Here is a 21149-nt window from a genome sequence, read left to right on the forward strand (position 1 = left end):
TTTTGAGGCCTGGGGCTTGGTTAGTCATTTCGAACATTAAAATGATAAGCAAAATGCTCTTTAGTCAATTCTTGCCCATCCTTTAAGATTAAAAGAGAATGATATTGCTGCAAATAATCACCACAATTTTCACACCAGCGTTTCTCGGTTTGATCCCAGAAAGCAGCTTGAAAATTATCATGACACTTACAGCTCGGCAGATTCATTCTTAACGATTGCCATTCTGATTTGTAAAATGACAAAGCTTCTTCAAAGTATTCAAAAGTTTGTTCTTCTATAATATCATCCTGCCAATCATCCAAAAACCACCAGGGTTCCCAGTCCCCAAACATTTTGATTACTTGATACATTTTTTCACTTCCTTATGGTCTTTATTATATAAGAATTAAAGCTAATTTAAAATATATTTGCTTATTTATAATCATTATAATATAAAAAAACTTAACAAAAAGGCCTGAGATAAACTCAGGCCTTTTCATTTATTAAACTCAAATGTGAAATCAGATTATTCAGCATCTGTTGATGCAGATGCTTCAACTGTTTCAGCTTCTTCACTTGTTTCAAGTTCATTAACAGCTTGTGGTTCAAGGTTACGGTAACGTGCCATACCTGTACCAGCTGGAATGATTTTACCGATGATAACATTTTCTTTAAGACCAAGAAGGTGATCTTTTTTACCACGGATAGCAGCATCTGTAAGAACACGAGTTGTTTCTTGGAATGATGCAGCTGACAAGAATGAGTTAGTTTCAAGCGAAGCTTTAGTAATACCCATAAGTACTGGACGTGCAGTTGCAGGAATACCACCAGAGATAACAACATCCTTGTTAGCATCTGTGAAGTCTGCGATATCCATAAGTGTACCTGGAAGAAGATCTGTATCACCTGGATCCATGATACGAACTTTACGAAGCATTTGACGAACCATTACTTCGACGTGTTTATCACCGATTTCTACCCCTTGGCTACGGTATACTTTTTGTACTTCGGCAAGAAGGTAAGTTTCAACTGATAATGTATCACGAACTTCAAGGAGACGTTTAGGTTGGATAGAACCTTCAGTAAGTGGTGCACCACGGTGAACTTCGTCACCAACAGCTACTTTCATACGAGCTGTGAATGGTACCACGTATTCACCCATACCAGTCTTACCTTGAACGTAAACTTTCTTAGTACGTGTAGAAGCATCTTCTTCGATGTCAACAACAGTACCTTTAACTTCAGTGATAACTGCTTCCCCTTTAGGGTTACGAGCTTCAAAGATTTCTTGGATACGAGGAAGACCTTGTGTGATATCGGTATTTGACGCAACACCACCCGTGTGGAAGGTACGCATTGTAAGCTGAGTACCAGGTTCACCGATAGATTGAGCGGCAATTGTACCAACTGCTTCACCAACTTCAACCGCATCACCTGTAGCAAGGTTGACACCATAACAGTGACGACATACACCATGACGAGTGTTACATGTAAATACTGAACGGATTGTTACTTCTTCAACACCAGCTTTAACAATTTCAGCTGCCATATCTTCAGTAATCAATACATCAGCACCAACGATAACTTCACCAGTTTCAGGGTGTTTAACAGATTTCTTAGTATAACGACCAACAAGACGTTCTTCAAGAGTTTCTGTAACTTCTTTACCATCAGTGATAGCACGGATGACAAGACCACGGTCAGTTCCACAATCGTCTTCACGAATGATAACGTCTTGGGCAACGTCAACCAAACGACGAGTAAGGTAACCAGAGTCGGCAGTCTTAAGGGCTGTATCGGTCATACCTTTACGAGCACCGTGAGTTGAGAAGAACATTTCCAAGACAGACAAACCTTCACGGAAGTTAGACAAGATAGGCAATTCCATGATACGTCCGTTCGGAGCAGCCATCAAACCACGCATACCGGCAAGTTGTGAGAAGTTAGAGATGTTACCACGAGCTCCTGAGTCCATCATCATAACGATAGGGTTCTTAGGATCTTGTGTTTCAATCAGACGTTGTTCAAGTTCTTCTTTAGCTTCACGCCATGTTGTTGTAACAGCAACATAACGATCATCATCAGTCATCAAACCACGACGGAAGGCTTTGTTAATTTGTTCAACTTTCGTGTGGGCTGCATCGATAATTTCTTGTTTGTTATCGATAACTGGGATATCGGCGATACCCACTGTCAAACCAGCAAGAGTTGAATGGTAGTAACCAAGGTCTTTCAAGCGGTCAAGGAAGGCTGATGTTTCTGTTGTACGGAAACGTTTAAAGATTTCCGCGATAATGTTACCAAGATTTTTCTTCTTGAATGGAACGTTGATGTCCAAGCTGTCGATAACAGTGTGGATATCTTGACCAGGTGCCAAGAAGTATTTATCTGGAGTTTTTTCAGTCAAGTTAGCATTGTTTGGTTCTTGAAGGTAAGGTAGATCATCAGGCATGATGTCATTAAAGAGGATCTTACCAACAGTTGTAACCATGATTTTGTGTTTTTGTTCATCAGTCCATGGTTTGTTTGGCATGCTATCAACTGTAATACCAACACGTGTGTGCAAGTGAACATAACCATTGCGGTATGCCATAACTGCTTCATCACGGTCTTTGAAGACCATTCCTTCACCTTCACGACCTGGTTCTTCCATAGTTAGGTAGTAGTTACCAAGAACCATATCTTGAGATGGAGTTACGACTGGTTTACCATCTTTAGGGTTAAGGATGTGTTCTGCGGCAAGCATAAGAAGACGTGCTTCTGCTTGAGCTTCTTCAGAAAGTGGTACGTGGATGGCCATTTGGTCACCATCGAAGTCGGCATTATAGGCTTCACAAACAAGTGGGTGAAGACGAAGTGCTTTACCATCGATAAGGACTGGTTCAAAGGCTTGGATCCCCAAACGGTGAAGAGTCGGTGCGCGGTTAAGAAGTACTGGGTGTTCTTTAATAACATCTTCAAGAATATCCCAAATACGTTCATCTCCACGTTCAACCATACGTTTAGCTGCTTTAACGTTACCAGCGTAATCACGAGCAACGATTTCACGCATTACAAATGGTTTGAACAATTCGATAGCCATTTCACGTGGCACACCACATTGATACATTTTAAGTGTTGGACCTACGGCGATAACTGAACGTCCAGAGAAGTCAACACGTTTACCAAGCAAGTTTTGACGGAAACGACCTTGTTTACCTTTAAGCATGTGGCTCAAAGATTTAAGAGGACGGCTACCAGGACCTGTAATTGGACGACCACGACGACCGTTATCGATAAGTGCATCAACAGCTTCTTGCAACATACGTTTTTCGTTTTGCACGATGATACCAGGGGCATTCAATTCAAGCAAACGAGCCAAACGGTTGTTACGGTTGATAACACGACGGTAAAGGTCGTTTAAGTCAGATGCAGCAAAACGTCCACCATCCAATTGAACCATTGGACGAAGATCTGGTGGAATAACTGGCAAGATGTTAAGTACCATCCATTCTGGTTTGTTACCAGACTTGTAGAAGGCATCAAGAACATCCAAACGACGAACAGCTTTGATACGTTTTTGGCCAGTTGCTGTTTTCAATTCTTCTTTAAGTTCAGCGATTTCAGATTTCAAATCAACGCGTTTAAGAAGATCTTGGATAGCTTCCGCACCCATTTTCGCTACGAATGAACCTTGTCCATATTCTTGGATTTTTTCACGGTATTCGCGTTCTGTCAAAAGTGATTTTGGTTCAAGCGGAGTATCTTTTGGATCGATAACCACGTAAGCAGCGAAGTAGATAACTTCTTCAAGTGCACGTGGGCTCATGTCCAAAGTAAGTCCCATACGTGATGGAATACCTTTGAAGTACCAAATGTGTGATACTGGAGCTTTCAATTCGATGTGACCCATACGTTCACGACGAACTTTAGCACGTGTTACTTCAACACCACAGCGGTCACAAACAATTCCTTTATAACGAATACGTTTATATTTACCACAAGCACATTCCCAGTCTTTTGTAGGTCCGAAGATAACTTCATCAAAAAGACCTTCACGTTCTGGTTTGAGCGTACGATAGTTGATTGTTTCAGGTTTTTTAACTTCACCATAAGACCATGAACGGACCTTACTTGGTGAGGTTAATGTGATTTGCATACTTTTAAAACGATTTACGTCAACCACTAGTTTTACCTTTCTTTATTGTACTTTTGAAAATAGCTGAGCTACTTTCTAACTGTCATGATTTACAAATCATTGACTGTAAGACATCATTTATCGTTATAGGACTTATCCAAACAATCCGACTAAGAGAAGCAAAATTTACTTGCAACTCTTATGCCCAAATTATTCTTTCCTATTATTATTTTTCTTCTGCAGAAACTTCAGCTTTTTCAGCTTCTTCTGTTTCTTGTTTTTGACGAGCTTTTTCAAGATCATCAACGTGCATTACGTCGTCATCTTCACCTTCATCAAGGTCACGAAGTTCAACTTCGTTGTCATCTTCGTCAAGCACGCGCATGTCAAGACCAAGTGATTGCAATTCTTTAACAAGTACTCGGAATGATTCTGGCACACCTGGTTTTGGAATTGGTTTACCTTTAGTGATGGCTTCATAAGCTTTAAGACGACCAGTCACATCATCTGACTTGTAAGTCAAGATTTCTTGAAGGACGTTTGATGCACCGTAAGCTTCCAAAGCCCAAACTTCCATTTCACCGAAACGTTGTCCACCAAATTGTGCTTTACCACCAAGAGGTTGTTGTGTAACAAGTGAGTAAGGACCAACTGAACGTGCGTGAAGTTTATCATCAACCATGTGGTGAAGTTTGATCATGTACATGACACCAACTGACACACGGTTATCAAATGGTTCACCAGTACGTCCATCGTAAAGAACTGTCTTAGCGTCGCTGGCCATACCAGCTTCGTTAACAGTATCCCAAAGATCTTCTGAAGTTGCCCCGTCGAAGACCGGTGTTGCAATGTGGATACCAAGGTTACGAGCAGCCATACCAAGGTGAAGTTCCATAACTTGTCCGATGTTCATACGAGATGGCACCCCAAGTGGGTTCAACATGATATCGACTGGAGTTCCGTCTGGAAGGTAAGGCATGTCTTCAACTGGAACAACACGAGAAACAACCCCTTTGTTACCGTGACGACCGGCCATTTTATCTCCGACTTTGATTTTACGTTTTTGTGCGATGTAAACACGAACGAGCATGTTAACACCTGATTGCAATTCATCACCGTTTGCACGTGTAAAGATTTTAACGTCACGAACGACACCATCTCCACCGTGTGGTACACGAAGTGATGTATCACGAACTTCACGAGATTTATCACCGAAGATTGCGTGAAGAAGACGTTCTTCAGCAGAAAGGTCTTTTTCACCTTTAGGTGTTACTTTACCTACAAGGATGTCACCTTCCTTAACTTCAGCACCAATACGGATGATACCCATTTCGTCAAGGTCTTTAAGAGCTTCTTCACCAACGTTTGGAATTTCGCGAGTGATTTCTTCAGGGCCTAACTTAGTATCGCGTGTTTCTGATTCAAATTCTTCCAAGTGAACTGATGTGTAAACATCTTCTTTAACAAGACGTTCACTCAAGATGATGGCATCTTCATAGTTATAACCATCCCAAGTCATGTAAGCGACGATTGGGTTTTGACCAAGGGCCATTTCACCTTTTTCCATTGAAGGACCATCAGCGATGAAGTCACCTTTTTCAACGATATCGCCAACTTTAACAAGTGTGTGTTGGTTATAAGCTGTACCTGAGTTAGAACGACGGAATTTAGTGATGTGGTAAACATCAAGTGAACCATCTTCACGACGAACTTCAACTTTTTCAGCGTCAGAGAAAACAACTCGTCCATCGTGTTTAGCGATGACGGCAGCACCTGAATCGTGGGCTGCTTGATATTCCATACCAGTACCAACATATGGTGCGTGTGGATCAATCAATGGCACCGCTTGACGTTGCATGTTGGCACCCATAAGGGCACGGTTAGAGTCATCGTTTTCAAGGAAAGGAATACATGCTGTCGCAACGGCAACTACTTGTTTAGGTGAAACGTCAACGAAGTCAACGATGTTTGATGGGAACTCTTGGTTATTACCTTGGTGACGACCCATAACGATGTCTTCAGCAAATGTTCCATCTTCGTTAAGTTTTGAGTTAGCCTGTGCTACTGTGTATTCATCTTCTTCATCGGCAGTCAACCAAACGATTTCGTTTGTAACCACACCTGTAGCGCGGTCAACTTTACGATATGGTGTTTGGATGAAACCATATTTGTTAAGGTGTCCGTATGTAGACAAGTTATTGATCAAACCGATGTTAGGTCCTTCAGGAGTTTCAATCGGACACATACGACCATAGTGAGTGTAGTGCACGTCACGAACTTCATAACCAGCACGGTCACGAGTCAAACCACCAGGTCCTAAGGCTGACAAACGACGTTTGTGAGACAACTCAGAAAGTGGGTTGTGTTGGTCCATGAACTGTGACAATTGAGAAGAACCAAAGAATTCTTTAACGGCTGCAGTTACAGGACGGATGTTGATGATTTGTTGTGGTGTCAACACTTCATTATCTTGTACTGACATACGTTCGCGAACGTTACGTTCCATACGAGCAAGACCAATACGGAATTGGTTAGCAAGCAATTCACCAACGGCACGAATACGACGATTACCAAGGTGGTCGATATCATCAACTTTACCTAGACCTTCAGCAAGGTTAAGGAAGTATGACATTTCAGCCAAGATATCAGCTGGTGTAAGCGCACGTGCTTTGTCATCAGGATTTGCATTACCAACGATTGTAACAACGCGATCTGGATCAACTGGTGATATAACTTTGAATTTTTGAAGAACAACAGGTTCAGTGACAACAGCGTAATCATTTGGTGTGTAAACAAATTTGTTAAGGTCACCATCCAATTGATCAGCAATTGAATCGATAACATCACGTGTCATTACTGTACCAGCTTCAACAAGGATTTCACCAGTTTCAGCATCAACCAAGTTTTCAGCAATTGTTTGGTTCAAGAGACGAGTCTTGATGTTAAGTTTTTTGTTGATTTTGTAACGACCAACAGCTGCCAAGTCATAACGACGTGGGTCAAAGAAACGAGCTACAAGCAAGCTACGTGAGCTATCAGCTGTTTTTGGTTCACCTGGACGAAGACGTTCGTAAATTTCTTTAAGTGCTTCGTCAGTACGTGAATCTGCTGGGTTTTTGTGAATATCTTTTTCGATAGTGTTACGAACAAGTTCGCTGTCACCAAAGATATCCATGATTTCATCATCACCTGAGAAACCAAGAGCACGTACAAGTGTTGTAAATGGAATTTTACGTGTACGGTCGATACGTGTGTAAGCAATGTCTTTTGAATCTGTTTCTAATTCAAGCCATGCTCCACGGTTAGGGATTACAGTTGAACCGTAACCAACTTTACCGTTTTTATCAACTTTATCGTTGAAATAAACACCAGGAGAACGAACCAGCTGAGAAACGATAATACGTTCACCACCATTGATGATGAATGTACCCATTTCAGTCATAATTGGGAAATCACCGAAGAAAACCTCTTGAGTTTTGATTTCTCCTGTTTCTTTGTTAATCAAACGGAAGGTTACAAAAATAGGTGCTGAGTAAGATGCATCGTGGATACGAGCTTCTTCAAGCGTATACTTAGGCTCTTTCAATTCATAACCAACAAATTCAAGTTCCATAGTATCCGTAAAGTTTGTAATTGGAAGTACATCTTCAAAAACTTCTCTTAATCCGTTATCCAAGAAGTCTTTAAAAGAATCCGTTTGAATTTCAATCAAGTTAGGTAAATCAAGAACTTCCTTGATTCTTGAAAAGCTACGACGTGTACGGTGTTTCCCGTACTGAACTTCATGTCCTGCCAAGTTTTTTACTCCTTCATTAAAATACAGAGGTCTATAAACTCCATCATAACCACAATTCTCTTCATACGACGAGAACAATCATTACTTTTTCGTTTTGACCTTTATAGTTAGGATGCTTAAAACACCCCGCCAAGTGTGTCGTTGATGTGAATTTTTAGAAACTTTAAATATAGGTTACAAACCGCATTTTTTCTAAAATTAGGCACAAAAAGAGCAGCTAAATCTGACCATAAAAAGTGTGATTTAACTGCTGCAAACCTTAGTTGGACAATATTTCAACTAAAGCAGACGACAAATAGTTGTTAATATTATACCTTATTTTTTCAATTTTTGCAAGTATTTTTAGTTACTGCTGTTGGTTTTAATTGCCGGATTATGAAGCAATGCGTCCCATGCTTTCGTGTAGTCACTATCTGTTCCACCGATAGCAAATTTATAGGTCATATTACCAGCGCCAGTCTTAGCCCAATAACTTGTTGTTGTCTCGCCGCTAACATTAAGCGAGCGACCATTTACCGTTACCGTACCAGGCTGCAAACCAGTTACTTTTAGAACCGTTGACTTAATCACATTTGAAGATAAGTTGTATTTGTCTGTTCCAAATGTATTCGCATTAGCATTATAAATGCTATTAACCAAATCAGCCATATACTGAGCGTTGTATTTGTAACCAGCCATTGAGTCTAGAGAGGTATTATCATCGTTACCTACCCAACCACCTAAAGTTACTTTTGGTGTTGAAAGCATCAACCAAACATCCGTATAATTGTCGGTTGTACCTGTTTTTCCTGACCAATCTGCTTGCGCTGCTTGACCATTCAAAGCTTGTAAATCTTTGTAGAACTCAGTAGTTGCGCCACCTTTAACAACATCTTTCAATAACTGGTTCAAAATACTAGCTGTTGCTTCTGAGAAGACACGAACTGGATTTGCCTTGTGTTGGTAAATGACATTACCTTTATTATCAGTGATGCTATCAACCAAGTATCCTTTCATGTAAACACCACCGTTTGAAATCATTTGATAAGCATTTACCTGTTGAAGAACGGTTGTTTCAATACCACCACCTAAAGGCAGACTTTCAATCGCGTAATTATCAACGCTATAATTCATCTTCTTCATGTAAGACTCAACATCAACATTGTGATTGAGCAACATCTGATAAGTCCAATAAGCTGGAATATTCCATGATATATTAAGTGCTTCTTGAAGGTTAATCATGCCAGTTCCCACGTCGTTACCGTGCATGATTGGTTGACCACTTGAGAAATTCGTTGGGTAATTAGAAAGAATACTTGCACTGCCAAGAAGCCCTTGATCAATGGCAATACCGTAAGCGATAATCGGTTTGATACTTGAACCTGGTGAGCGCGCAGTATCAAAAGCGTGGTTATTTTGGTTGGTTGAATAATCCCTGCCACCGATAAATCCTAAAATCGCACCAGTAGAATTATCCATCAAGACATTCCCAACATCGACTTGTTGAGAACTTCCTTGATCCAGTGTGCTACCATACTGTGCTACTGCGTTTTGCATGGCATTGTAGACATTCTTATCAATTGTTGTCTTGACCGTGTAGCCACCTTGTTGCAAAGTTTCAGAAGCTAATTTACGGTAAGATTCTTTCGTTGTATCGTTTTTTAATTCTTGTTCAGAAACACCATTTTTCTCAATCAAGTAATTATACATGATATCTTGTGCTTCTTCTAGGACAGAATAGTAAAGGAAATCGTGAGAACTTGTTGTTGCAGATGCTGGTTGAATAAAGTCTTGACTAACATCGTATGACTTATACTCATTGTACTCATCTTTTGTCAAATAGCCTGCGCGATACATGTTGTAAAGAACATCTTGTTGACGAGAAAGACCATAAGCCATATTCTCAGCATCTTTTAGCTGACCAGCTGCTGTATATGGAGAATATACAATCGGACTTTGTGGCAAACCAGCTAAAAATGCAGCTTGTGGAATCGTCAAATCACTTGCAGGCACCCCAAAGATTCCTTGAGCAGCCTCTTCAATCCCAGCAATATTTTCACCCTTATTGTTACGTCCAAAAGGTGACACATTCAGGTAATCAGTCAAAATCTCATCTTTATTCAAATAACGTTCCAAAGCCAACGCATAGATAATCTCACGTGATTTACGTTTGAAGGTTGGATCATCACCTAGTACCTGTTGCTTGATTAACTGTTGCGTCAACGTTGACCCACCACTAGTTTCACCTAGGCCAAGAACAGATCCCAAAGTCGCACGGAAAACCGCCTTAGGAACCACACCATCATGCCCTTCAAAATTTTCATCCTCAGTTGCTACAATGGCATGTTTGATATTTTCTGAAATAGCTTCGCTAGCAACTGGTGTACGTAGCAAGTCCGTATCAATGGCAGCAATCGAACTGCCATCAGAATAAGACATCTGTGACACGCGCGTCAAAGATGTCACCTGACTGACCAAGCTCTCCTTATCAGGGATTTTAACTGCATCTATCTGACTAGCAAGATAACCAGAAGCTAGACCGACTCCCAACATGCCAAACAAGATAACAATAATATAAAAAAAGTCGGTTAATAACTTAACTGTCCTCAAAAAGACTGATCCAAAATCTAGTAAGCCAAGCTTCTGACGATCTGCTTTTTTCTTATTTTTATTTCTCTTACTCATTCTAATACCTCGATAATATTATACCAAACTTTGATAAAGCTTGCATAGAGGCACCGCTTTTTGATATAATAGCCTGTAAACTACAATATCATTGAGGGAAAATCTAGCCCAGCTAGAAGACACAAATATCACCCTCAAAATTTTAAGTAAGGAGAAAGCTCGTGAACATATTCGAAGAACTCAAAGAACGTGGCTTAGTTTTTCAAACAACTGATGAAGAAGCCCTTGTCAAAGCATTAACAGAAGGGCAAGTATCCTATTATACTGGTTATGATCCTACAGCTGATAGTCTTCACCTTGGTCACTTGGTTGCCATTCTAACATCACGTCGCCTTCAAATGGCAGGACATAAACCATATGCTCTTGTTGGAGGAGCTACAGGACTTATCGGTGACCCATCATTTAAAGACGCTGAACGCAGTCTTCAAACAAAAGAAACTGTTGATGGATGGGTTGTTAAAATTCAAAATCAATTGTCACGTTTCCTTGATTTCGAAAATGGCGACAACAAAGCCGTTATGGTTAACAACTATGACTGGTTTGGTAACATTAGCTTCATCGACTTCCTACGTGATGTCGGTAAATACTTTACTGTCAATGCAATGATGAGTAAAGAATCAGTTAAAAAACGTATTGAAACAGGTATCTCATACACTGAGTTTGCCTACCAAATCATGCAAGGTTACGACTTCTACGAATTAAACGACAAATACAACGTTACTTTGCAAATTGGTGGTTCTGACCAATGGGGTAATATGACTGCTGGTACAGAACTTATTCGTCGTAAAGCTGATAAAACTGGTCACGTTATGACAGTGCCACTTATCACTGACGCTACAGGTAAAAAATTCGGTAAATCTGAAGGAAATGCGGTTTGGCTTGATGCTGACAAAACATCTCCATACGAAATGTATCAATTCTGGCTCAACGTTATGGACGATGATGCTGTTCGCTTCTTGAAAATCTTCACATTCCTTTCACTAGATGAAATCGCTGAAATCGAAAAAGAATTTAACGCTGCACGTCACGAACGTTTGGCACAAAAAGTCCTAGCACGTGAAGTTGTTACACTTGTTCACGGTGAAGAAGCTTACAAAGAAGCTATAAAAATCACTGAACAACTTTTCGCTGGAAACATCAAGAGCCTTTCAGCAAAAGAATTGAAACAAGGTCTAAACAACGTTCCTAACTACGCTGTTTCAGACGATGATAACCGCAACATCGTTGAAATGCTTGTTGCTGCTAAAATCTCACCATCAAAACGTCAAGCACGTGAAGACGTTCAAAATGGTGCTATCTACATCAACGGTGAACGTGTTCAAGATTTGGACTACACACTTTCTGATGACGATAAAATCGATAACGAACTTACTGTTATCCGCCGCGGTAAGAAAAAATACTTCGTATTGACTTACTAATTTAAAATCATTAACAGATGCTCTAAGCATCTATTTTTTTATGCCATCAAAAAAGAAGAGAAACTTCCTCTCTTTTTTAGCTATTACGACGACTTACCACATTAAATAAATTTACCAAAAGGAAAATTACCACAAAGATAATCGTAATCGTTGCGCTTGCTGGTGTTTCCCAGTAATATGAGGTGATAATACCAGTCACCATACCAATAAAACCAACTAAAACACCAATAAAAATCACTGATCTAAAGTTTTTCCCAAGCCTCATTGCGATACTTGCTGGTAAAACCATAATCGTTGACACCAGCAAAGCTCCTGCTGCAGGAATCGTCAAAGCAATCGCAATCCCAGTCACAATATTGAACAACAATGACATCAAACGAACTGGCAAGCCATCAACAAAAGCTGTCTCCTCGTCAAATGTCAGAACATACATCGGTCTGATAAATAATAAAGTCAAAATCAAAACAATAACTGCAATCACAAACAAAGCAATGACTTGACCCATATTAATCGTCACAATCGAACCGAATAAATACTGTTCCAAATTCACACTACCAGCATTCTCTGACTTACTTGTTACAATCAAGGCAACCGCTAAACCAAGCGACATCAGAATCGCCGTAGAAATTTCAATATAGTGCTTATAAACCGTCTGCAAATATTCTAAAACAACAGCTGCAATCGTCACCACAATGACCGTTGACCAAGTTGTTGATTTTCCAAGTAAAATACCAAGAGAAACACCAGCCAAAGAAACATGGCTAAGTGTATCACTCATCAAACTTTGGTGACGTAAAATTAAGAAAATCCCCAAAATCGGAGCGAAAATACTAATCGCAACTACCGCCATAATGGCGCGTTGCATAAAATCATATGAAAAAATCTCAGTCAGCATCCTTAGCTCCTTTCTTTGTTAAAGCATGAAGATCGAAGCAATGCCAAGGTGTCTTTTGACTACGCACCAGGTGAATATTACGATCAGCATAACGTTTCACCTTATCTGGATCATGTGTAATCATCAAAACAGATTTTCCGTGTGTATGTGCACTGTGGTGCATCAATTCGTAAAACCTTTCAGTTGTTCCAGCATCCATACCAGTTGTTGCTTCATCTAAAATAAAAATATCAGGATCTGAAGCAAAAATACGCGCAATCACAATACGTTGTTTTTGACCTCCAGATAAGCTCCCAATGCGCTTATTACGATTTTCCCACATACCAACTGATTCTAGACTAACCTTAACGTGTTCTTCGTCATGCTTAGTCAAACGACAAAACCAACCATTTCTAGGGTATCGACCAGAACGGACGAATTCATGAACCGTTGACGGAAAACCAGCATTAAAACTAGCAATCTGCTGTGGCAAATAGGCAATACGAAGTTTCTTGCCATCTTTATTTGTTTTAGAGATTGTCACTTGACCACTCTTTGGTGTCAAAATACCAAGCGTCGCCTTAACCAAAGTTGATTTTGCTGCACCATTTTCACCAGTTAAAGTAACAAACTCACCACTATCTAAATGGTAATTAATCCCTTCCAAGACAGGTTCACTGTCATATTGGAAAGATAAATCTTCTACTGTAATATATCTCATTTACACCCTTCTAGCTCATCTGAAAAAGCAGTCAAGAACCTTGAGATGATAGACTGTTCTTCATCTGAAAAATCATCAATCATTTTTTTATAAACTGACAATGTCGCATGATGGTGATGATTGTGCTCATCAGCGACAGGTTTAGCAAACTCAGTCAACTCAAAATAAGTTACACGAGCGTCATCTTTATTTTTCACAGGCGCAAGCATTCCCTCTTTGACCAAACACTTGATAGCCTTAGTAACCGCTGCTTGGCTAATATTCAAACGTTTTGCCAAGGCTGAATTAGTCAATCGCTCTTGCGATAAGAGCATCAAAATATGCTCTTGTGTATTAGTTAATTCGACACCGCTTTGACAAGCACCAAATAATAACTCGTGCTGATTTTCGGCTTTTAATAAAATTTCATTTACTAGACAATCAATTTGTTTTTCTAGCTGCATTATCAACACTCCTCTCACTTCATTAACCAGTTAATTATATCAAAAAGAAAAAGAAGAATCAATTACCTGATTCCCTTTCATCACAATATTCGAACTTTGTAAACTTCCTTACAGAAGCCTCGCATACTATTAACCAAACGGTCTGCCTTTTTCTCTGAACGACACAAACCAAAAACCGTTGGACCACTTCCTGTCATCAAAGCAGCATCGGCCCCACACTTCATCATCCGATCCTTGATCTTTTGGATAAATGGCTTGCGCTTAATGGTAATATCCTCTAAAGAATTTCCCATATGAGCAATAATCTGTTCGTAATCATTAGCTAAAACAGCTTCCTTTAAAGAATCAATATCAACACGAGAAATCGTCTCACAATCAATCTCAGGAAAAACCGTGCGCGTTGAAACCCCAAAATCAGGTTTAACCAAAACAACCCAAGCAGATAAAGAAGTATTTAAACACTCCACAATCTCACCCTTACCAGAAATGCAGGCACAACCAGCTCCCAAACAATAAGGGACATCACTCCCCACTTGAAAGCCAATCTCAATCATTTCTTCTTTAGATAATTCAAGTTGCCATAACTTATTTAAAGCCCTGATAGTGGCAGCAGCATCAGTTGACCCGCCACCCAAACCAGCACAGATAGGGATTGTTTTCTCCAGTTCAATCTTAACACCAGACTTGATGCCATATCTATTCTTAATGAGCTGAGCTGCCTTAAAAACATCATTTTTAGCATTTAAAGGTATCTTGTGATTATTAGACTCAACAATAATATCTGAGCCAGAAATCTCAGATACCGTGATATAGTCATTCAAATCAACACTAACCATAACCATTGATAAATCATGATAACCATCAGGCCTTTTCCCAACAATATCCAAGCCTAAATTAATCTTAGCAGGTGCCTTTTCAATAATAACCATTAAACATTCCTTTTAAAATATTACATCTATTATAACAAATATTCTGAAAAGAACACACCATAATAGTCTCCTTCTATGAAAAACATCATACTTTCAGGAAAGTAATTTTTAAAATACTATATCTACAAATTGATGCACAAAAAAAGCAACTCATCTGAGTTGCTCTCCGTCTACCGCTTTTAAACTCCGCCAGTAGGACTCGAACCTACGACATCATGATTAACAGTCATGCGCTACTACCAACTGAGCTATGGCGGATAAATGCTAAGCGACTACCATATCTAACAGGGGGCAACCCCCAACTACATCAGGCGTGCTAGGGCTTAACTTCTGTGTTCGGCATGGGAACAGGTGTATCTCCTAGGCTATCGTCACTTAACTATGATTGATTATCCAATCAAAATTGAATACCTATATATTCTAACAAGAAACCGACTCGCTGTCAATATTGACTCGTTTCTTTTTTGGATAAGTCCTCGAGCTATTAGTATTAGTCCGCTACATGTGTCACCACACTTACACTTCTAACCTATCTACCTGATCATCTCTCAGGGCTCTTACTGATATAAAATCATGGGAAATCTCATCTTGAGGTGGGCTTCACACTTAGATGCTTTCAGCGTTTATCCCTTCCCTACATAGCTACCCAGCGATGCCTTTGGCAAGACAACTGGTACACCAGCGGTAAGTCCACTCTGGTCCTCTCGTACTAGGAGCAGATCCTCTCAAATTTCCTACGCCCGCGACGGATAGGGACCGAACTGTCTCACGACGTTCTGAACCCAGCTCGCGTGCCGCTTTAATGGGCGAACAGCCCAACCCTTGGGACCGACTACAGCCCCAGGATGCGACGAGCCGACATCGAGGTGCCAAACCTCCCCGTCGATGTGAACTCTTGGGGGAGATAAGCCTGTTATCCCCAGGGTAGCTTTTATCCGTTGAGCGATGGCCCTTCCATGCGGAACCACCGGATCACTAAGCCCGACTTTCGTCCCTGCTCGAGTTGTAGCTCTCGCAGTCAAGCTCCCTTATACCTTTACACTCTGCGAATGATTTCCAACCATTCTGAGGGAACCTTTGGGCGCCTCCGTTACCTTTTAGGAGGCGACCGCCCCAGTCAAACTGCCCGTCAGACACTGTCTCCGATAGGGATAACCTATCTAGGTTAGAGTAGCCATAACACAAGGGTAGTATCCCAACAACGCCTCCACCGAAACTAGCGTCCCGATTTCATAGGCTCCTACCTATCCTGTACATGTGGTACAGATACTCAATATCAAACTGCAGTAAAGCTCCATGGGGTCTTTCCGTCCTGTCGCGGGTAACCTGCATCTTCACAGGTACTAAAATTTCACCGAGTCTCTCGTTGAGACAGTGCCCAAATCATTACGCCTTTCGTGCGGGTCGGAACTTACCCGACAAGGAATTTCGCTACCTTAGGACCGTTATAGTTACGGCCGCCGTTTACTGGGGCTTCAATTCACACCTTCGCTAATGCTAAGCGCTCCTCTTAACCTTCCAGCACCGGGCAGGCGTCACCCCCTATACATCATCTTACGATTTAGCAGAGAGCTGTGTTTTTGATAAACAGTTGCTTGGGCCTATTCACTGCGGCTGACTTAAAGCCAGCGCCCCTTCTCCCGAAGTTACGGGGCCATTTTGCCGAGTTCCTTAACGAGAGTTCTCTCGCTCACCTGAGGCTACTCGCCTCGACTACCTGTGTCGGTTTGCGGTACGGGTAGAGTATAATTAACGCTAGAAGCTTTTCTTGGCAGTGTGACATCACTAACTTCGCTACTTAACTTCGCTCCCCATCACAGCTCAATGTTAAAGATATAAGCATTTGACTCATATCACACCTCACTGCTTAGACGTGCACTTCCAATCGCACGCTTTAGTTAGCCTACTGCGTCCCTCCATCACTATATACTCTAGTACAGGAATATCAACCTGTTGTCCATCGGATACACCTTTCGGTCTCTCCTTAGGTCCCGACTAACCCAGGGAGGACGAGCCTTCCCCTGGAAACCTTAGTCATACGGTGGACAGGATTCTCACCTGTCTTTCGCTACTCATACCGGCATTCTCACTTCTATGCGTTCCAGCGCTCCTCACGGTACACCTTCTTCACACATAGAACGCTCTCCTACCATACCTATAAAGGTATCCACAGCTTCGGTAATATGTTTTAGCCCCGGTACATTTTCGGCGCAGGGTCACTCGACTAGTGAGCTATTACGCACTCTTTGAATGAATAGCTGCTTCTAAGCTAACATCCTAGTTGTCTGTGCAACCCCACATCCTTTTCCACTTAACATATATTTTGGGACCTTAGCTGGTGGTCTGGGCTGTTTCCCTTTCGACTACGGATCTTAGCACTCGCAGTCTGACTGCCGATTATATCTCATTGGCATTCGGAGTTTATCTGATATTGGTAATCCGGGATGGACCCCTCAATCAAACAGTGCTCTACCTCCAAGAGACTTAACATCGACGCTAGCCCTAAAGCTATTTCGGAGAGAACCAGCTATCTCCAAGTTCGTTTGGAATTTCTCCGCTACCCACAAGTCATCCAAGCACTTTTCAACGTGCCCTGGTTCGGGCCTCCAGTGAGTTTTACCTCACCTTCACCCTGCTCATGGGTAGGTCACATGGTTTCGGGTCTACGACATGATACTAATGCGCCCTATTAAGACTCGGTTTCCCTACGGCTCCGTCTCTTCAACTTAACCTCGCATCATATCGTAACTCGCCGGTTCATTCTACAAAAGGCACGCTCTCACCCATTAACGGGCTCGAACTTGTTGTAGGCACACGGTTTCAGGTTCTATTTCACTCCCCTCCCGGGGTGCTTTTCACCTTTCCCTCACGGTACTGGTTCACTATCGGTCACTAGAGAGTATTTAGGGTTAGGAGATGGTCCTCCCAGATTCCGACGAGATTTCTCGTGTCTCGCCGTACTCAGGATACTGCTAGGGTTAAAGACTATTTCGAATACGAGGCTGTTACTCTCTTTGGCTTACCTTCCCAGGTAATTCTTCTATAATCTTGTCGTCCCACGTCGCAGTCCTACAACCCCGATGTGTAAACACATCGGTTTGCCCTCTTGCCATTTCGCTCGCCGCTACTAAGGCAATCGCGTTTGCTTTCTCTTCCTGCAGCTACTTAGATGTTTCAGTTCACTGCGTCTTCCTCTTCATTACCTTAACAGTAATGAGTGACATGCATTACATGCCGGGTTCCCCCATTCGGACATCTCTGGATCATTGCTCACTTACAGCTCCCCAAAGCATTTCGTCGTTAGTCACGTCCTTCATCGGCTTCTAGTGCCAAGGCATCCACCGTGCGCCCTTATTAACTTAACCTTATTTTTGGCCTTTCGACCTAACTCATTAAATATTCACAGCGTTTCGGTTTATTTTCTTGTTACTATCTATATGTAATTACTTACATATGGAATTTGATATAGATATTCAATTTTCAATGGACAATACTTGAATCTTTCGATTCAATGGAGCCTAGCGGGATCGAACCGCTGACCTCCTGCGTGCAAAGCAGGCGCTCTCCCAGCTGAGCTAAGGCCCCACAAGACCTCTCAAAACTAAACAATACCCAAACGTGCTTCCGTTTATCCTTAGAAAGGAGGTGATCCAGCCGCACCTTCCGATACGGCTACCTTGTTACGACTTCACCCCAATCATCTATCCCACCTTAGGCGGCTGGCTCCTAAAAGGTTACCTCACCGACTTCGGGTGTTACAAACTCTCGTGGTGTGACGGGCGGTGTGTACAAGGCCCGGGAACGTATTCACCGCGGCGTGCTGATCCGCGATTACTAGCGATTCCGACTTCATGTAGGCGAGTTGCAGCCTACAATCCGAACTGAGATTGGCTTTAAGAGATTTGCTTGCCGTCACCGACTCGCGACTCGTTGTACCAACCATTGTAGCACGTGTGTAGCCCAGGTCATAAGGGGCATGATGATTTGACGTCATCCCCACCTTCCTCCGGTTTATTACCGGCAGTCTCGCTAGAGTGCCCAACTTAATGATGGCAACTAACAATAGGGGTTGCGCTCGTTGCGGGACTTAACCCAACATCTCACGACACGAGCTGACGACAACCATGCACCACCTGTCACCGATGTTCCGAAGAAACTTCCTATCTCTAGGAATAGCATCGGGATGTCAAGACCTGGTAAGGTTCTTCGCGTTGCTTCGAATTAAACCACATGCTCCACCGCTTGTGCGGGCCCCCGTCAATTCCTTTGAGTTTCAACCTTGCGGTCGTACTCCCCAGGCGGAGTGCTTAATGCGTTAGCTGCGGCACTAAGCCCCGGAAAGGGCCTAACACCTAGCACTCATCGTTTACGGCGTGGACTACCAGGGTATCTAATCCTGTTTGCTCCCCACGCTTTCGAGCCTCAGCGTCAGTTACAGACCAGAGAGCCGCTTTCGCCACCGGTGTTCCTCCATATATCTACGCATTTCACCGCTACACATGGAATTCCACTCTCCCCTTCTGCACTCAAGTCTAACAGTTTCCAAAGCGAACAATGGTTAAGCCACTGCCTTTAACTTCAGACTTATTAAACCGCCTGCGCTCGCTTTACGCCCAATAAATCCGGACAACGCTCGGGACCTACGTATTACCGCGGCTGCTGGCACGTAGTTAGCCGTCCCTTTCTGGTAAGTTACCGTCACTGTGTGAACTTTCCACTCTCACACACATTCTTCTCTTACAACAGAGCTTTACGATCCGAAAACCTTCTTCACTCACGCGGCGTTGCTCGGTCAGGGTTGCCCCCATTGCCGAAGATTCCCTACTGCTGCCTCCCGTAGGAGTCTGGGCCGTGTCTCAGTCCCAGTGTGGCCGATCACCCTCTCAGGTCGGCTATGTATCGTCGCCTTGGTGAGCCGTTACCTCACCAACTAGCTAATACAACGCAGGTCCATCTACTAGTGAAGCAATTGCTCCTTTCAAGCATCTAACATGGGTTAAATGCTGTTATGCGGTATTAGCTATCGTTTCCAATAGTTATCCCCCGCTAGTAGGCAGGTTACCTACGCGTTACTCACCCGTTCGCAACTCTTCAAACTTTAGCAAGCTAAAGTTTTCAGCGTTCTACTTGCATGTATTAGGCACGCCGCCAGCGTTCGTCCTGAGCCAGGATCAAACTCTCATTTAATCTTGTTCTCATTCTGTCACTGACAGATTTATCGTTTTTGACAGGTTACTTCCGTAACCCGCACGTTTGGTTTGTATTGTTCAGTTTTCAAAGGTCTTTGTGAATTTCGAGAATTCACATCGGGAAGACAGGATTCGAACCTGCGACCCCTTGGTCCCAAACCAAGTGCTCTACCAAGCTGAGCTACTTCCCGAAATTATGCACCCTGCAGGATTCGAACCTGCAACCGCCTGATTCGTAGTCAGGTACTCTATCCAGTTGAGCCAAGGGTGCATCATAATATTAAATTTTATACTGCCGAGGACCGGAATCGAACCGGTACGAAGGTTACCCTTCGCAGGATTTTAAGTCCTGTGCGTCTGCCAGTTCCGCCACCCCGGCCTCTAACAAGCGAACGACGGGGTTCGAACCCGCGACCCCCACCTTGGCAAGGTGGTGTTCTACCACTGAACTACGTTCGCATAAAGAGTATCCTATATGCCGGCTACATGACTTGAACACGCGACCCTCTGATTACAAATCAGATGCTCTACCAACTGAGCTAAGCCGGCAACTTTTTAATGCGGGTTAAGGGACTTGAACCCCCACGCCGTTAAGCGCCAGATCCTAAATCTGGTGCGTCTGCCAATTCCGCCAAACCCGCATATTAATATGACCCGTACTGGGCTCGAACCAGTGACCCTCTGATTAAAAGTCAGATGCTCTACCAACTGAGCTAACGAGTCAAACGGTCCCGACGGGAATCGAACCCGCGATCTTCGCCGTGACAGGGCGACGTGATAACCGCTACACTACGGGACCTTTTGGTTTATATACCATTGTTAATGGGAGTTAACGGGATCGAACCGCTGACCCTCTGCTTGTAAGGCAGATGCTCTCCCAGCTGAGCTAAACTCCCTTTTGCTAAGCGACTACCGTATCTAACAGGGGGCAACCCCCAACTACATCAGGCGTGCTAGGGCTTAACTTCTGTGTTCGGCATGGGACCCGGTGTATCTCCTAGGCTATCGTCACTTAACTA

At 42.6% G+C, this 21149-nt stretch carries 9 protein-coding genes, 11 tRNA genes and 4 rRNA genes; 1 reads left to right on the forward strand and 23 read right to left on the reverse strand.

What is annotated here, in order from left to right:
- Positions 1-20 precede the first annotated feature (20 nt).
- The 4 genes from STRINF_RS04010 to pbp1b form a co-directional block, all read right to left on the reverse strand.
- Positions 21-350 (reverse strand): DUF1033 family protein, encoded by a 330-nt coding sequence (locus STRINF_RS04010; protein ID WP_006531751.1) that lies wholly within the window; start codon positions 348-350, stop codon positions 21-23.
- A 155-nt stretch (positions 351-505) separates the two neighbouring features.
- Entirely contained in the window at positions 506-4144 is a 3639-nt protein-coding gene (gene rpoC, locus STRINF_RS04015; RefSeq protein WP_043878324.1) for a DNA-directed RNA polymerase subunit beta', read from the reverse strand.
- A 178-nt stretch (positions 4145-4322) separates the two neighbouring features.
- Positions 4323-7892, reverse strand: a complete 3570-nt coding sequence (gene rpoB, locus STRINF_RS04020) for a DNA-directed RNA polymerase subunit beta (RefSeq protein WP_043878325.1) — start codon at positions 7890-7892, stop codon at positions 4323-4325.
- Between the two features lie 342 nt (positions 7893-8234).
- Complete coding sequence (pbp1b, locus tag STRINF_RS04025; protein WP_006531754.1) at positions 8235-10556, reverse strand: penicillin-binding protein PBP1B; 2322 nt, start codon at positions 10554-10556, stop codon at positions 8235-8237.
- Between the two features lie 161 nt (positions 10557-10717).
- On the opposite strand from pbp1b, the gene tyrS reads away from it, so the two are divergent.
- Complete coding sequence (gene tyrS, locus STRINF_RS04030; RefSeq protein WP_006531755.1) at positions 10718-11974, forward strand: tyrosine--tRNA ligase; 1257 nt, start codon at positions 10718-10720, stop codon at positions 11972-11974.
- A 76-nt stretch (positions 11975-12050) separates the two neighbouring features.
- On the opposite strand, the gene STRINF_RS04035 is transcribed toward tyrS, so the two are convergent.
- The 19 genes from STRINF_RS04035 to rrf (STRINF_RS04125) all read right to left on the reverse strand — a co-directional run bounded on the left by STRINF_RS04035 (position 12051) and on the right by rrf (STRINF_RS04125) (position 21146).
- Entirely contained in the window at positions 12051-12869 is an 819-nt protein-coding gene (locus STRINF_RS04035) for a metal ABC transporter permease (protein WP_006531756.1), read from the reverse strand.
- Positions 12859-13569 (reverse strand): metal ABC transporter ATP-binding protein, encoded by a 711-nt coding sequence (locus STRINF_RS04040; protein ID WP_006531757.1) that lies wholly within the window; start codon positions 13567-13569, stop codon positions 12859-12861. Before STRINF_RS04040 ends, STRINF_RS04035 begins: the two co-directional genes overlap by 11 nt.
- Positions 13566-14012, reverse strand: a complete 447-nt coding sequence (locus STRINF_RS04045) for a zinc-dependent MarR family transcriptional regulator (RefSeq protein ID WP_006531758.1) — start codon at positions 14010-14012, stop codon at positions 13566-13568. The genes STRINF_RS04040 and STRINF_RS04045 overlap by 4 nt, the downstream gene beginning before the upstream one ends.
- Positions 14013-14092: 80 nt before the next feature.
- Entirely contained in the window at positions 14093-14941 is an 849-nt protein-coding gene (ispE, locus tag STRINF_RS04050) for a 4-(cytidine 5'-diphospho)-2-C-methyl-D-erythritol kinase (protein ID WP_006531759.1), read from the reverse strand.
- Between the two features lie 184 nt (positions 14942-15125).
- Positions 15126-15199: transfer RNA gene (locus STRINF_RS04055), tRNA-Asn, on the reverse strand.
- Between the two features lie 5 nt (positions 15200-15204).
- Positions 15205-15320 (reverse strand): 5S ribosomal RNA (gene rrf / locus STRINF_RS04060).
- Positions 15321-15405: 85 nt separating this feature from the next.
- Positions 15406-18306 (reverse strand): 23S ribosomal RNA (locus tag STRINF_RS04065).
- A gap of 147 nt (positions 18307-18453) precedes the next feature.
- Positions 18454-18526 (reverse strand) — tRNA-Ala (locus STRINF_RS04070).
- 53 nt (positions 18527-18579) lie between these two features.
- A 16S ribosomal RNA gene (locus tag STRINF_RS04075) occupies positions 18580-20128 on the reverse strand.
- Positions 20129-20247: 119 nt separating this feature from the next.
- Positions 20248-20321, reverse strand: a tRNA-Pro gene (locus STRINF_RS04080).
- Positions 20322-20327: 6 nt separating this feature from the next.
- A tRNA-Arg gene (locus tag STRINF_RS04085) sits at positions 20328-20401 on the reverse strand.
- A gap of 22 nt (positions 20402-20423) precedes the next feature.
- Positions 20424-20509: transfer RNA gene (locus STRINF_RS04090), tRNA-Leu, on the reverse strand.
- A gap of 8 nt (positions 20510-20517) precedes the next feature.
- Positions 20518-20589 (reverse strand) — tRNA-Gly (locus STRINF_RS04095).
- A gap of 17 nt (positions 20590-20606) precedes the next feature.
- Positions 20607-20679 (reverse strand) — tRNA-Thr (locus STRINF_RS04100).
- A 10-nt stretch (positions 20680-20689) separates the two neighbouring features.
- Positions 20690-20771: transfer RNA gene (locus STRINF_RS04105), tRNA-Leu, on the reverse strand.
- A 9-nt stretch (positions 20772-20780) separates the two neighbouring features.
- A tRNA-Lys gene (locus STRINF_RS04110) sits at positions 20781-20853 on the reverse strand.
- 3 nt (positions 20854-20856) lie between these two features.
- Positions 20857-20929: transfer RNA gene (locus tag STRINF_RS04115), tRNA-Asp, on the reverse strand.
- 24 nt (positions 20930-20953) lie between these two features.
- Positions 20954-21026, reverse strand: a tRNA-Val gene (locus tag STRINF_RS04120).
- Between the two features lie 4 nt (positions 21027-21030).
- Positions 21031-21146 (reverse strand): 5S ribosomal RNA (gene rrf / locus STRINF_RS04125).
- Together the 16S, 23S and 5S rRNA genes with 11 tRNA genes alongside form the textbook arrangement of a ribosomal RNA operon.
- Positions 21147-21149: the final 3 nt, after the last annotated feature.

This window comes from Streptococcus infantarius subsp. infantarius ATCC BAA-102 (assembly GCF_000154985.1).
Taxonomy (GTDB): Bacteria; Bacillota; Bacilli; order Lactobacillales; family Streptococcaceae; genus Streptococcus; species Streptococcus infantarius.